Source organism: Coleofasciculus sp. E1-EBD-02 (assembly GCF_040218245.1).
Classification (GTDB): Bacteria; Cyanobacteriota; Cyanobacteriia; order Cyanobacteriales; family Coleofasciculaceae; genus Coleofasciculus.
In genome coordinates this window covers 1-15,347 of record NZ_JAVJQN010000095.1, presented here as the reverse complement: position 1 = coordinate 15,347, position 15,347 = coordinate 1, and the positions used below count along the sequence as shown (strand labels likewise).

Sequence of the window (15,347 nt, the reverse complement as noted above, 5' to 3'; positions counted from 1 at the left end):
CCAGCCTTAAACCGCCTTGGGTTCAAACCCAAGGAACCAAAAGCGAAAGTCGTCTAAAGACGACTCACTCAGAATTCTAGAACATGTTAAAGAAAGGATTAGTCAAGGGCGACACGAGTCAATTGAATGGATACAGTTGTTACTTGATGTAAGCGGATCGCCCAGACCCAATGTGACATGTTGACCAGAATTCCAGTCGTCTTTAGACGACTTGAGCTATAAGCCAAGAACTTGAGTTCTTGGCGGGTGTCGGGGCTTACCTCACCTTTTTCACTTTTTCTAAAAGCATTTTTGTACAACGTTTGTGAGCCTGATGATATGGAACCTGTTATTTTCCAAGAACGTGAAAAGCAAATTCACCGCAAGGGAAACCAACCATTTGACCTGGAATGTAACAAAGACAGCCTTGCTGGTGCAGTTAGCCAACGTGCTTGCGTATTTTGTGGTTCTCGCGTTGTTTTATACCCCATCGCTGACGCGGTTCATTTAGTCCATGGACCAATAGGCTGCGCGGCGTATACGTGGGATATTCGCGGGGCGCTTTCATCGGGTCCAGAATTGCATCGGTTGAGTTTTTCCACGGACTTACAAGAACGGGATGTTATCTTTGGTGGTGAGAAGAAACTCTATCAGGCGTTAACGGAACTGATTGACCGCCATCACCCCAATGCGGCGTTTGTTTATTCAACTTGTATTGTTGGTATTATTGGCGATGATTTAGAAGCGATATGTCGGCGAGTTAGCCAAGAAAAAAATATTCCTGTCATTCCGGTTAAATCAGAAGGATTTAAAGGGAACAAACGGGCGGGCTATAATGCCGCTTGTACTGCCATGTTCCGCTTAGTGGGGACAGGAGACACTACCGGAATTTCTCCCCGCAGTATTAATATTCTGGGTGATTTTAATTTAGCTGGAGAAATTTGGATTATCCGTGAATACTTTGAACGCATGGGTGTCCAGGTTGTTGCCAATATCACAGGGGATGGTAGAGTCGGAGATATCGCGCGATCGCACGGCGCTGCATTAAACGTGGTTCAGTGTTCTGGGGCGACAATGGATTTAGCCAAGATGATGAAAGAAAAGTATGGAACTCCGTTTCTACGAGTGTCCTACTTTGGTGTCGAAGACATGGCGGAAGCCTTGTATAAAGTTGCCCGATTCTTCGAGGATGACCCAGACATTCTCAAACGCGCTCAAGACTTAGTGCGGGAAGAATTAACATTGTTATATACTAAACTGCAAGAGTACCGCAAAGACTTGCAAGGTAAAAAAGCGGCGATTTATGTTGGCGGTGCGTTCAAAGCCTTTTCCTTAGTGAAAGCCTTCCGACTTATCGGCATGGATGTGGTGATGGTAGGTTCGCAAACCGGAACCAGTGAAGATTACCGAGAACTCCACGAAGTCACCGATGAAGGCACAATTATTGTGGATGATTCTAACCCATTAGAACTATCAGCATTTTTAAAAGAAAAAGATGTTGATATCTTTGTTGGTGGCGTGAAAGAACGACCGATTGCCTATAAATTAGGACTCGGATTTTGCGACCACAATCATGAACGCAAGGAAGCGTTAGAAGGGTTTCTGGGAATGGTGAATTTTGCCAAAGAAGTCCATAGCACCGTTATGTCTCCCGTCTGGAGATTCGTGCCGCGTAAAAATCAAGCCTTGAACTCAAGTTCAAGCTAAAAGCTTAAACCCGTTAAAACGGGTTGTTCGTAGTAGGCACTTTAGTGCCTTAAGGTAAGCTTTTGTATTCACTATTGCCTATGACACGCCGAGCGAAGCCGAGGTGTTGCCTATTGCCCATTGCCGAGCGCGTAGCGCTATAGCTGTAGGGTGTGTTAGCGAAGCGTAACGCACCATTATTCCTCAAACTTAAGTTATAGGGTTAGCGTTCACGCCGCGTTTCCGAAAGGTAGCATAACGCACCATTATTCCAGAATTGAAATGATAAACCATTACCCAATTCGCTGCCACCGATAAAACCATGTCTAAGAAACTCAAAATTAAGCAAAAAACTGAAGCCTACGTTTCCACAACCAACGCCTGTAAACTGTGTAAACCTCTGGGCGCTTGTATTGCCTTTCGTGGAATTGAGGGAACCGTGCCCTTTCTGCATGGATCACAAGGCTGCGCCACCTACATGAGGCGTTATATTATTAGTCACTTTCGCGAACCCATTGACATCGCTTCCTCTTCCTTGAGTGAAAAACATGCCGTTTATGGCGGAGGACCTAACCTGAAAAAAGGTATCCTCAATGTCATGGATAAATATGGCGCAAAAGTTGTAGGAATTGCCACCACTTGCTTAACTGAAACCATTGGTGATAATGTTAGTGGGTTGTTGAGAGAGTTTAAGGAAGAATTTGGCGACAAGGAATTGCCAACCTTGTTAAATGTCTCCACCCCCAGTTATAGTGGGACGCACATGGAAGGTTTCCATGCCACAGTGCGGGCAGTGATTGATCAGTTAGCAATTGAATCCCCCCCAACCCCCCCTTTGGAAGGGGGGGCAAATCAGGTCAATCTTTTACCTGGATTAGTTTCTCCAGCCGATATCCGTTATCTAAAAGAAGTTCTTGACGATTTTAATTGTCCAGGAACGATCCTACCGGATATCTCCGAAACCTTAGACGCCCCCGCGCAAATGGACTATGAAAAGATTCCAGAAGGGGGAACGCCAATCGCGGCGATTCAAAGTATGGGAGGTTCTAGCGCCACGATTGAGTTCGGTCAAGTGTTGCAACGCACGGGGAATTCTGGGGGTCAACTACTAGCTGAACGCAACGGTGTTCCCCTGTACGCCTTGGGTATGCCGATTGGGTTGCGAGAGTGCGATCGCTTCTTTGAAGCCCTAGAAGAGGTTTCTGGTTGTGCGACACCAAGAAAACATCAACTGGAACGAGGGCGGTTAGTGGATGCCTATGTTGATTCCCATAAATATCTGTTTGGTAAGCGGGTAGTGGTTTATGGGGAAGAAGATTTGTGTGTCGGATTAACGGCATTTTTAGCCGAAATCGGCATGAAGATAGTCTTATGTGCATCAGGAGGAAATAGTGGACAGTTTCAGGAGGCGATTAATGCGGTTACTTCGGATATTGTCACCGAACCGCCAATCGTTAAAGAAGGATTTGATTTCTATGAAATTTCTGAAGAAATCGAAAGTCTAGAACCGGATATGTTGATTGGAACCAGCAAAGGATATTCCCTGACTAAAAAACATCAAATTCCCCTAATCCGCGTCGGCTTCCCCATTCACGATCGCTTTGGCGGACAGCGGATGCTACATCTGGGGTATCGCGGCACTCAGAACCTGTTAGATCGGATTGTGAATGCCATTATCGAGAAGAAGCAAACCGATTCACCTGTGGGGTATGGCTATCTTTGATTTTGTCATTCGTCATTTGTCATTTGTCATTTGTCATTTGTTGACGAGTCACGCTTTAACCATCCGCCACTAACTTAGTTTAGAGAGTATTTCCTTAAATTCAACTCATCACTTCAGGAGAGAAAACCATGACAGCTACAATTAATTTAGAAAATCACCCTTGTTTTAATGTCAAAGTAAAAGGACAGTTCGGACGAGTCCATTTACCTGTAGCACCCAAGTGCAATATCCAATGTAATTATTGCAATCGCAAATATGATTGCGTTAACGAAAGTAGACCTGGTGTAACCAGCACTATTCTTTCTCCCGCCCAAGCCGCTGTTTACATGGAAAAGGTATTAGAAAAAGAACCAAGAATCAGTGTTGCTGGAATTGCGGGTCCCGGTGATCCCTTTGCCAATCCAGAGGAAACCTTAGGTACAATGCGGCTGCTGCGGGAAAAGTTTCCCGACTTAATCCTCTGCTTGGCGACCAATGGGTTAAATCTCAAACCCGAATATATCGACGAAATTGCCGAAATTGGCGTCAGTCACGTTACCGTTACCATCAACGCGATCGACCCAGAAATTACGCGCAAAGTTTACCGATGGGTACGCCATGAAAAGTCAGTGTATCAGGGATTAAAAGGCGCGAAGTTACTCTTAGAACGCCAATTAGAAGCCGTAAAAGGACTGAAAGCCGCCGGGATTACGGTTAAAATTAACTGCATCGTTATGCCCGGAATTAATGACCATCATGTGGTTGAAGTTGCCAAAACTATGGCAAAACTTGGGGCAGATTTATTTAATGCTATGGCAATGTATCCCACCGCCGAAACGCCATTTGAGGGATTAACAGAACCCGATGGGATTACGATGGCAAAAATCCGCAAAGAATGCGAGGAATATTTACCGCAAATGCGCCATTGCACACGCTGTCGGGCAGATGCTGTGGGACTTTTAGGGGCAGATCAGTCCGAGGAATTCCACGGGTGTTTGATTGCTTGTTCCAAGAAAGTAATTCCCATTGAAGAAAAAGAACGCCCTTATGTTGCTGTAGCCAGCGTTGAAGGAATTCTGGTGAATCAGCATTTAGGTCAAGCGGATCAGTTTCAGATTTGGCAGAAAACCGATCAAGGCTTTACCTTAGTAGAAGAACGCCTCGCCCCGGAAAAGGGAAGTGGTTTTGAACGGTGGCAAAAAGTCGCGAATATGCTGAAAGATTGTCGGGCGATTTTAGCCAGTAGTATTGGCGATAACCCCAAAGAAATTTTGACCAAATGTGGTGTGCTTCCGGTGGAAATGAACGGTTTTATTGAGACGGGATTGCAAGCCGTTTATGAAGGAAGTGATTTGTCAAAGCTGAAAGGCAAACGGCAAGTTGCGGCGGGTAAAGTTGGCGAATGTACCGGGAGTGGTTTAGGTTGTGGTTAAACCGTTTGTAGTTGCGCTTTAGCGCCATCAACTCGCATTCTTGACCCATAACCCGTAGGGTGCGTTAGCGTAGCGTAACGCACCGTTTTTCTGATTATTGGTGGGTTACGGCGGATATCTGATTAAATAGTTATTCCTCTTCATGGAGTTACCGCCTAACCCACCCTACTGGCTATGTCCTTTTTCCCCTTATTATTGGTGGGTTACGGCGGATATCTGATTAAATAGTTATTCCTCTTCATGGAGTTACCGCCTAACCCACCCTACAGTTAATTATAATTTTTTTAATCTTAAATAAAAATAACAAAGAGCGATTAAGCAATTATTTGTAGCTTGGAATACTAGATTCCTATTTTTAAGGATAGACAATAACAGTAATTACCTTGATCTGATCATGAAATGCCATAGATGACGCATCTCCGCAATAGTTTTTCTAACCCCATTAAAGGTATCAAATTATGCTGTATTTAGCAGAAGTCCAAAAGCATCATTCCTGGATTGGCAGTCGAGCAACGGTACTTAAACTGCAAGCCTATTGCCAAGAAAGAAGCCGACAAATTTGGCGCACGGTTCAAAATGAAGTAATTCTCGCCACCCAAGTCAAGCATATTAATAAAGGTATGCTGGTCTTAATTGAGGTCACTTCAGATAGACAAGTTTGTCAAGTTTATTCGACGACAGCCGGACCAATTGTTAACATTCTCCAAGCCTTTACGTATCTGGAAAAGCAATGGACAACGTATACCAAAAGCTGGGAAGATTTGAAACTGTCTCTGCTGCTACAACAACAAGAACTGAATCGTCATGAAACTAGAATCCAGGAACTGGAAGAAAAATTGCAGCAAGCCTTGGCAAGGCGAGCAAGACGGCGGTATCAGTAGTTGTACAGCGCTTTTCAAGTAAGTGAGGTACACAGACAGATCCCCGACTTCTCCAAGAAGTCGGGGATCTTGCTTAAGGCTGTACTTCATCAAGTAAAGTCAGCCGCAGTAATTAAATTAGCTGATACACCAAACACTGTGGCTAACAACTCTCCACTGGATTGAACCTGAATTAAGGCACTAAAACTGCTCGCTGTAATAGTTAACTGGTCAAACGTTAAACCATCAGCAAGTAGGAATAAATCTTCCCCATCGCTAAAGTCAAAGACCATATCCATGCCTTCACCCATTCGCAACAGGAACTGATCAGCACCACTTCCCCCAAATAAGCCGTCATTTCCGACACCACCGTCAAGTAAATCATCCCCATTATCGCCTCGAATTAGGTCATCACCTGCACCGCCAGTGAGGGTATCATTGTCAGCGTCACCAAACAGGATATCATTCCCTTCTCCTGCTTCTAGAAGGTCATTTCCTGCGCCACCTCGGAGAAAATCAGCACCCAGGTTCCCCAAGAGCATATCATTGCCATTGCCGCCAAAAACTTGGTCGTTTCCCTCACCACTATCGAGGTAATCATTGCCATCACCACCGTCGAGGAAATCATTACCCAGTTGACCCAATAGCAAATCATTTTCTTGACCGCCAAAGAGCATATCATCCCCATCGCCGCCATCGAGGGCATCTTCACCCTCACCCCCGTCGAGGAGGTCATTTCCCAGGTTGCCAAATAGGTTATCTTGACCCGCATCTCCGGAGAGAACATCATCTCCAGCGCCGCCATCTCCAAAATCATCACCCGCTTTGGCTTGGAGGACATCATTACCACCTAAGCCAAACAAGAAGTCATCGCCACTGTCAGCAGTTAAGGTATCATCTTGGGGAGTCCCGATTAACGTCAAACTATTGGCAGGATTGACGGTGACATCCACGGTTGCTGTTGCTGTGCCACCATTGCTATCAGAAATCGTGTAACTAAAGCTATCAGCACCAATGTAGCCAGTAGCCGGAGTATACAGCAGTTGATCGTCAGTTAAATCATTGGGTGTGCTATTGTCATTTAGGATAATTGTGCCGCCAGAGGCTGAAGTTGAATCAAACGCATCAATGTGTAACGGGTCAGCTTCTACGGGGTCACTATCATTCGCCAGAACATTGATAGTAATCGCTGTATCTTGAGTTGTTGTGGCACTATCGTCTATGGCAACTGGGTTGTCATTAACCGCGTTAATGGTCATATTTACAGTTGTCCCAGCCGCAAAGTTTATACCATCTGACGCATTCCAAACAAAACTGGTATTACCGTTGAAATCAGCATCCGGGGTAAAGGTAAGATTATCTAGGTCAGCCACTGTAATTTCATCACCCGCTTGCACTGTATTTCCATTGAGATTTAAGACGCCTTGATTGGGTAGAGAAATTACGCTAATTTGATTGAGACTTGTACCTTCTGGGTCATTAAAAGCAGTGGTAAAGTCATTGGCGCTGAATGAGATAACGGTATCTTCGTCACCTGTTTTGTTGACCGGGGTGAGAGTAGGTGTATCGTTAATCCCTGTAACTGTGACGGTAACCGTAGCCGTCGCTGTACCACCATTCCCATCGCTGAGAGTATAGGTTAGGCTATCCGTCGTGGTTTCACCTTGTCCGAGAGACTGGAATGCTGTATCTGGATTGTAGGTGAGGGTATTGTCGGGATTGAGCGTGACGATTCCTTGAGTGTTGGTCGTATCAATACTACTGAGGTTCAGGGTATTATTGTCTGGGTCGCTGTCGTTATCGAGAACAGTAATAGTGACAGCCGTATCCTCATCAGTCGTCACTGTATCATCATTCGCGATCGGGGCGCTGTTAAATGAGACGGTGGTGGTTGCCAGGGTGCTAAGATTACTGTGAGTTGCCCCATCATTCACCACAAATTCAATCGTGCGATCGCTCGTGTCAGGTGCAGTGGCAGTATTGGTATAAGTAACCGTTCCCAGAACCTGCTGATAATTGGCAACCGTGTCTACACCAGCCAGACTCAACATTCCAGTGTTGGCATTATATTGAGCCGTGATATTCGTTCCACTTGTATTAGCCGTGAGAACTTCATCTGCACCATCCAAGAGATTGGTAATTTGTACTGTAGTATTAGCGACAGTTGTGCTGTTAAAGTCAGTAAGCGTGAACCCACTCTCCACAATGGGGATAGGCGTTGCGGTAAACGTGGTAGTATGATTAATTCCAGCAGCGCTACCATTGAGGTCAAGTTGGGGTGAAGCATTGCCAAAGACAACATAGCTTTGTCCGGCATATTGCCTGCCATTAGGCTCAGCTCCAGGCGCTCCGATAATCAAGTCATCGACACCATCATGGTTGATATCTCCTGCACCACTAACTGAGTAGCCTGAGTAATTTTCCGTGTCGATACCGTTAATGACAAAGCCATTGCTACCATTAAGAGCTGATAGCTCAAGAATGCCACTTGTGCCTACGTTGGAGCCACCAAACACTACATAGCTTTCTCCTGCATATTCTTTGCTGTTGGGATCAGCTCTATTCGCTCCGATAATCAAGTCATCAATGCCATCATGGTTGATGTCCCCGACATGGCTAACTGGAACACCTGAGTAATCATTCTCATCAATACCCTTGATAATGAAGCCATTGTTACCATTGAGAGAAGATAGCTCTAGGATGCCACTTGCTCCCACCTGTGAACCACCAAACACTACATAGCTTTCTCCTGCAAAATTATTGCTGTTAGGTCTGGCTCCAGGAGCTCCAATAATTAAATCATCGATGCCATCATTATTTATGTCACCTGCATTGCTAACTGACTCGCCTAAGATATTACCTCTATCAATACTATTGATAACAAAACCATTGTTACCATTAAGATTAGATAGTTCTAGCGTACCTCCTGCTCCCACCTGGACACCACCAAACACTATATAGCTTTGTCCGGAGAAATCCTTGCCATTGGACTTAGCCCAAAGCGCTCCAATAATCAGGTCATCAATGCCATCCTCGTTGATATCTCCAGCACCACTGACTGAGTAACCTGATTCATCATTTGTATCTATACCTTTAATGGCAAAGCCATTAGTACCATTGAGGGATGATAGCTCCAACGCGCCACCTGCCCCCACCTGAGAACCGCCGAACACTACATAACTTTCTCCTGCAGCGTTCTTGCCATCGGGGTCAGCTCTATTGGCTCCAATGATCAGGTCATCGATGCCATCGCCATTAATGTCCCCAGCCCCGCTAAGTGAGTGACCTGAGTAATCATCTTCATCAACGCCGTTAAGTACAAAGCCATTGCTGCCATCAAGGTTAGATAGTTCTAGTGTGCCACCTGCTCCCACTTGTGAGCTACCAAACACCACATAACTTTTTCCAGCCTGACTTGTGCCATTGGGGTTAGCTGTTTTTACTCCGATAATTAAGTCATCAATACCATCATTGTTGATATCTCCAGCACCACTGACAGGGTTGTTGCACAAATCATTAGCATCAATGCCGTTAATGATAAAACCATTACTACCATTAAGGTCAGATAGTTGTAGTGTGCCACCCGCTCCCACCTGTGAGCCACCAAACACCACATAGGTTTCTCCAGCCACTATATAACCCTCGGAGTCAACTAAATGAGCCCTAGTCATTAGATCATCAATGCCATCGTTGTTAATATCTCCAGCATCACTGACTGAAACACCTAACCTGTAAGCATCATCAGATCCATTGATCACAAAACCATTGGTGCCATCAATGTCGGCTAGATTAAAGAATGAGTGCAAACTATTGCCGACTGTGACATCAAATGTGTCACTAACACTACCGCCATTGCCATCCGATGCTGTAACCGTAACACCGTGAGTCGCGATCGCACTATCAGCCACCGTACCGCTAATTATCCCCGTACCCGTATCCAGACTCAACCCCGTAGGTAAATTCGTGGCGGCGTAAGTCAGAGTATCCCCAACATCAATATCAATGAAATTGCTACTAATATCCCAACTCACCGAACTCCCAGTCGTGGTATTTTGGTCAGGAATTGCAGTGGTGAGTGTCGGCGCATCATTGGTATTGGCAACCGTAATATCAAAGATTTGAGTATCCGTCGCTCCAGCGCTATCAGTTACCACTAATTCCACATTATGGTTACCCACTTGATCATTGGTAGGAGTTCCAGTTAGCGTCGCTGTACCATCACCATTATCTGTGAAATTCAGCCATCCCGGTAACGCCGTCGCGTTAATCGTCAACGTATCTCCACTATCAGCATCACTGGTGGTGATGTTATAGAGATAGGAATTATCTTCATCAACTCCAGTAATTTCCGTACTGGTAAAATTTGGAGCGCTGTTAAATGAGACAGTAGTTGTGGCGAGGGAACTAATATTACTGTGAGTTCCCCCATCATTAACCACAAATTCAATCGTGCGATCGCTCGTGTCAGGTGTCGTGGCAGTATTTTTATAAGTAACCGTTCCCAAAACTTGCTGATAATTGGCAATCGTATCTACACCAGCAAGGCTCAACATCCCCGTATTGGCATTATAGTGAGCCGTGATATCTGTACCAATGGTATTCGCTTTGAGAACTTCGTTTGCTCCATCTAATAGATTGGTAATTTGTACTGTGGTATTAGCAACAGTTGTGCTGTTAAGGTCAGTCAGCGTGAAGCCACTCTCCGTAATTCGGGTAGGTGTTGCCGTAAACGTAGCCGTATAATTAATCCCAGAATCGCTACCATTTAGGTCAAGTTCAGGCGGAGCATTACCAAAAACAAGATACAGGTAGTCATCCTGATCTCGAAACTTGTCAACAGAATCACCCCGCTCATCTGCGATCATTAAATCATCAACTCCATCACCGTTGATGTCCCCAGCATTACTGACCGCAAAACCTGATTCATCATCTGTATGAATGCCGTTAATGGCAAAACCATTACTACCGTTAAGTTCAGATAACTCCAGCGTTCCCGTTGATCCGATTTGGGAACTGCCAAACACCACATAACTGACTCCGGCATCACTCTTACCATTGGCATCAGCATAGGGCGCTCCTATCAGGAGGTCATTAATGCCATCATGATTCATATCTCCGATACTACTGACCGAGAAACCCGATTGATCCTCGACATCAACGCCGTTAATCACAAAACCATTGCTGCCATTCAGGTCAGATAGTTCCCGCGTACCCGTTGCTCCGACTTGGGAACCTCCAAACAGAACATAGCTTTCGCCAGCATCACCAGTTCCAATCAGCAAGTCACCCACGCTATCGTTATTGATATCCCCTAAATAACTCACGGAGAAACCGGATTGATCTCCTGCATTAATGCCATTAATCACAAAGCCATTATTGCCATTGAGATGCGAGCGTTCTAACGTGACATTGGCGGAGACAGGGGAAGTACCAAAGCCAAAGATAACATAGGTTTCACCCGCTTCATTCTTGCCGTTGGGGTCAGCCATAGATGCCCCAATAATCAGGTCATCAATCCCATCCCCGTTGAGGTCTCCACTACTGAAAGCGTTTTCTGAAGGACTAAGCCTCAGGCTATTACTTTCCAGAATAAAGCCATTACTACCATCAAGTGCCAATGGGTCTACTGTGCCTGTTGCGCCGACTTGGGCATCCCCAAACACGACAACAGCTGAATTTGCACCGCCATTAGACCCCTTGAGGATAATCAGATCATTAATCCCATCATTATTGATATCTCCCACATCGCCAAAGATAGCCCCCGTTCCTAGGTCGGTAACACCGTAAATTCTGAAACCATTGCTGCCGTCTAAGTCAGATGGATTCAGCGCCCCCGTTGCGCCGACTTGGGAACTGCCAAATACGACAGAAATCGCTCCAAGTCCGCTAGGACCCGCCCCAGCGTCCCCAATCATCAGGTCATCCATCCCATCACCATTAACGTCCCCAGCATCACGAACGAAATCATTTCCGCCGTAAATTCTGAAGCCATTGCTGCCATTGATGTCAGATAATTCCACGATTCCAGTGGCACCCACCTGAGAACCGCCAAACACAACATAACTACCCCTAGGATTCTCAGGTACACTAATAATCAGATCATCAATCCCATCATTATTGATATCCCCAGCAGGGCTGAAACGGCGATCCGATCCGGGAATGTCTTCGATAACAAAACCATTAGAACCATTCAGATCGGCTAAGTTTAAAAATGACTGGAAACTACTACTTTGTGCGGCAATAATTGCTTCCGGTCGGGTCACTAAATTGACCGTCTGTTCTAAATCGTCATCAGGATTAATGCTGCTACTTGCCAAAACCGCATCATACGCCGCCATCACATCTGCCGGAAATGCCGACGATGCCTTAATCTCACCCGTTCTAAGTTGCAAATCCCAGTCACCACCTAAAGCCGCACTACCTGTGAGATTGGCAGAAGCCGCTATCTTTGCACCGGTTAACTGACTCAACCAATCGATAAAAGAGATGCCTTGAGGTAACAATGTGGGTAACTCTGCTGCCACATTACAACCATAAATTAGGATATCTGCATCAGCCGTTAGCGCCTCAGACCAGCGTTGTAAGTCCCTAGCGTAATCTTGAAGTGTCGAGATGTTGAGCTGACTATTACCTAGATATAAACATCCTGGTGAGCCGTGAGAAACAATATGAATCGCTTGAATGTTTCGGCATCCAGCTAAAACTTGGGTAATTTGTTTGACCCCATCTACCCTTGGGTCAAGGACAATTCCTTCAGCTTCTGGAATAATGCCTTTAACTAATGTAGAATAGTTATCAATAGTCGGGTCAATGAAAACTAGGATGCCCCGATTGTGAGATAGCATCGCCTTTGTTGCACCAAATTCAATAGACTAAAACTACAGTGACACTGCTTATACTAGGTATCTTTACTGATTAATCTGAATTTTGTGGCTACATTGAGACAAAACAATAATATTCTTTGTTGTTCTTAAAAATAAGCAATAAATCGTTTATTTTTGCAATCTAACTTCAATATTTCTTTTTTATGAAGATTACGTTAAAAACTTATAACACTATCCCCCGATAATATGTAGTTTTGAAAACATTTTTATCAGGATTCCCGCTTTGCTGACAATTTTTGTTAGATGAGACAGTTCTATCCTAATTAAGTCAGGGGGCACGTCTGTAGTCAGGGCGCACGTCTGTGCGCCCCTACGATTCCGGGCTGCTGTTGACTGGTGAAAACTGAGGATTTGGCACAACCCAATGTTTAAGCACGCACCCTTTAATCTGTTGCCACCATGACATCTGTCGCTTTAACAACAGCATACGCTTCCTTACCCTCGGCAAGTCCGAGTCGTTCCGCAGAAGACTTGGTGATAATTGCCGTCATTTCCACCCCAGGAGCAACTTCTATTGTCACCTCACTGTTCACAGAGCCAGGTACAACCTTTTTTACTGTTCCTTTAAAGGTATTGCGAGCGCTAATTTCCATAGTTTAATCCCTGCTTTAGTCATTGGTTCACCAGCTAATAATACCAAAAATCACTGAATTTTCTGATTTTGCTGAGTAATTTGAGAAAAACAGCGAATTGTATTATTTTACTCACTTTTACCCTCGTAGAACTGATATAGCCTAGTCAGAAGTCCGAATGCAAAAATGCGGCATAGGTAATGGTTTTTATCTCACAGCAGTTTATCGAACAGTTAATCCAAGAAGACGTTCCCTATTTTGATTTAACCACCCAGGTGTTAGGGATTGGCGATCGCATGGGGACAATCCGCTTTACCACTCGCGCCAAAACCGTTCTAGCTTGCACCGAAGACGCCGCCAGTATCTTACGCCAAACTGGGGCAGACGTGACAACAATCTTGGCAACGGGTCAACTCTTGGATGCAGGTGTTACCTTTCTCAGTGCTACCGGAAACGCCGCCGCCTTGCATCTCGCCTGGAAACCTGCCCAGAATTTACTGGAATATGCCTGTGGAGTCGCCACCAAAACCTACAATCTAGTGCAGATAGCACAAGCGGCGAATCAAAATGTAATGCTCTATACCACTCGCAAAGTCATCCCAGGAACCAAACCTATCGCCGTAAAAGCCATCTTAGCAGGTGGGGCATATCCTCATCGACTGGGAGTCTCAGAAACCGTTTTAATCTTCCAACAGCATCTCAACTTTCTGGGCGGAATTGACTCCCTCATTCAGCAACTCCCCGTAATTAAGCGTCAGGTTAAGGAAAAGAAAGTCATTGTTGAAGTTAAAGATATGGCTACCGCCTTGAACCTAGCCGCTTCAGGCATTGATGGGATTCAATTTGATAAAATGAACGCCGAGACATTAGCCGAGGCAATTCCCCAACTCAAGTCCATGAATCCAACGCTGATTACTCTGGCGGCTGGCGGGATTAATGACGCTAATATTGCCAATTATGCAGCAACTGGCGTAGATGGGTTAGTGTTAACCGCTCCCTATTATGCCAAGCCTGCTGATATCCAGGTAGAAATGGTTTGTAGGGGCGGGTTTAGGGACTTGCTTTGATTTATTGATGATAACGTTTCTACAAAACCCTCCCAGACGTGCCATGCTACGTTTCTCCAATCAATATTTAGCAATTATGACATTCGTAGACTGAATTACAGCATAGGCTTCTTTTCCTTTTTCTAGGCATTGGCGTAATATACCAACTAAGTTGGTAAGTCATGGTTCAGATTAGTACGATGATCCTATCAACACCTTCTGTCAGTCATTAGCTAAGGCAACAGGGAAATGAAAAAACGACGTGTTTTCTCAATGGCATGGATGGTGGCGGCTTTTTTAATCGTCGTGGGTTGTTCTCAAGGAACACCTCCGAACCCTTCCGCCACGTCACCCGAATCGGTAGAAATTACGGTATCAGCGGCAGCTAGTCTCCAGGATGCCATGAAAGCGATCGCGCCATTGTATACTCAAGAACAAGCTAATGTTATCATTACCTATAACTTTGGGTCTTCCGGTTCTCTGCAACAGCAAATTGAACAGGGAGCGCCTGTGGATGTCTTTCTGTCCGCCGCACCAAAACAGATGAACGCTTTGCAAGAGAAAGACTTACTGCTAACTGATACGCGCAAAGACTTATTGAAAAACTCAATTGTTCTGGTTACACCAAAGGATAAAACCAATCTTTCTAATTTCAAAGAATTAACGATTGATAAAGTGAGCAAAATTGCAATTGGCGACCCGGACAGTGTACCCGCTGGACAATATGGGAAAGAAGCCCTAACTTCACTGAATTTATATAAACCCATCCAATCTAAATTAGTTTTCGCTAAAGATGTGCGCCAAGTCCTCTCTTATGTAGAAACCGGAAATGTTGAGGCAGGTTTAGTCTACGCCACGGATGCTAACGTATCAGATAATGTCAAAGTTGTCGCCACGGCATCAGAAACGTCTCACGCACCAATTATTTATCCAGTTGCGGTATTAAAAGAGAGTAAACATCCGGATTCAGCAAAAGCATTTGTGCAGTTTCTCTCTACTGAACCTGCTAAAACTGTGTTTAAAGCGTATGGTTTCAACTTAGCTAGCAATTAACAGTTTCAACTGAGTAAGTAGGTGGGGACAATTAAAGTTAACGGTGGGGATCGTCATTCGTCATTCGTCATTCGTCATTTGTAAGGGTTTGAGGCTTGTTAACATAACTTAACATGGTTGAGTTTATTTCCA

At 45.0% G+C, this 15,347-nt stretch carries 8 protein-coding genes; 6 read left to right on the top strand and 2 right to left on the bottom strand.

Going from position 1 to position 15,347, the window contains the following annotated elements:
* Positions 1-318 precede the first annotated feature (318 nt).
* The 4 genes from nifE (at position 319) to RIC07_RS15710 (ending at position 5,681) form a co-directional block, all read left to right on the top strand.
* Positions 319-1,686 (top strand): nitrogenase iron-molybdenum cofactor biosynthesis protein NifE, encoded by a 1,368-nt coding sequence (gene nifE, locus RIC07_RS15725; RefSeq protein ID WP_446395353.1) that lies wholly within the window; start codon positions 319-321, stop codon positions 1,684-1,686.
* A 301-nt stretch (positions 1,687-1,987) separates the two neighbouring features.
* Complete coding sequence (locus RIC07_RS15720; RefSeq protein WP_446395352.1) at positions 1,988-3,388, top strand: nitrogenase component 1; 1,401 nt, start codon at positions 1,988-1,990, stop codon at positions 3,386-3,388.
* Between the two features lie 128 nt (positions 3,389-3,516).
* Complete coding sequence (gene nifB / locus RIC07_RS15715; protein WP_446395351.1) at positions 3,517-4,800, top strand: nitrogenase cofactor biosynthesis protein NifB; 1,284 nt, start codon at positions 3,517-3,519, stop codon at positions 4,798-4,800.
* A 458-nt stretch (positions 4,801-5,258) separates the two neighbouring features.
* Positions 5,259-5,681, top strand: a complete 423-nt coding sequence (locus tag RIC07_RS15710; protein WP_446395350.1) for a hypothetical protein — start codon at positions 5,259-5,261, stop codon at positions 5,679-5,681.
* An 89-nt stretch (positions 5,682-5,770) separates the two neighbouring features.
* Here the strand turns inward: RIC07_RS15710 and RIC07_RS15705 are convergent, their stop codons facing one another.
* Together RIC07_RS15705 and RIC07_RS15700 are read right to left on the bottom strand one after the other, a co-directional pair.
* Entirely contained in the window at positions 5,771-12,505 is a 6,735-nt protein-coding gene (locus RIC07_RS15705) for a DUF4347 domain-containing protein (RefSeq protein ID WP_446395349.1), read from the bottom strand.
* 422 nt (positions 12,506-12,927) lie between these two features.
* Positions 12,928-13,137: a TOBE domain-containing protein gene (locus RIC07_RS15700; protein WP_446379845.1), complete on the bottom strand. Its 210-nt coding sequence runs from the start codon at positions 13,135-13,137 to the stop codon at positions 12,928-12,930.
* Between the two features lie 179 nt (positions 13,138-13,316).
* Between RIC07_RS15700 and modD the strand changes: the two genes are divergently transcribed.
* Together modD and modA are read left to right on the top strand one after the other, a co-directional pair.
* Positions 13,317-14,183, top strand: a complete 867-nt coding sequence (gene modD / locus RIC07_RS15695) for a ModD protein (RefSeq protein ID WP_446395348.1) — start codon at positions 13,317-13,319, stop codon at positions 14,181-14,183.
* 228 nt (positions 14,184-14,411) lie between these two features.
* Positions 14,412-15,215, top strand: coding sequence for a molybdate ABC transporter substrate-binding protein (gene modA, locus RIC07_RS15690; protein ID WP_446395347.1), 804 nt, complete (start codon positions 14,412-14,414; stop codon positions 15,213-15,215).
* Positions 15,216-15,347 lie beyond the last annotated feature (132 nt).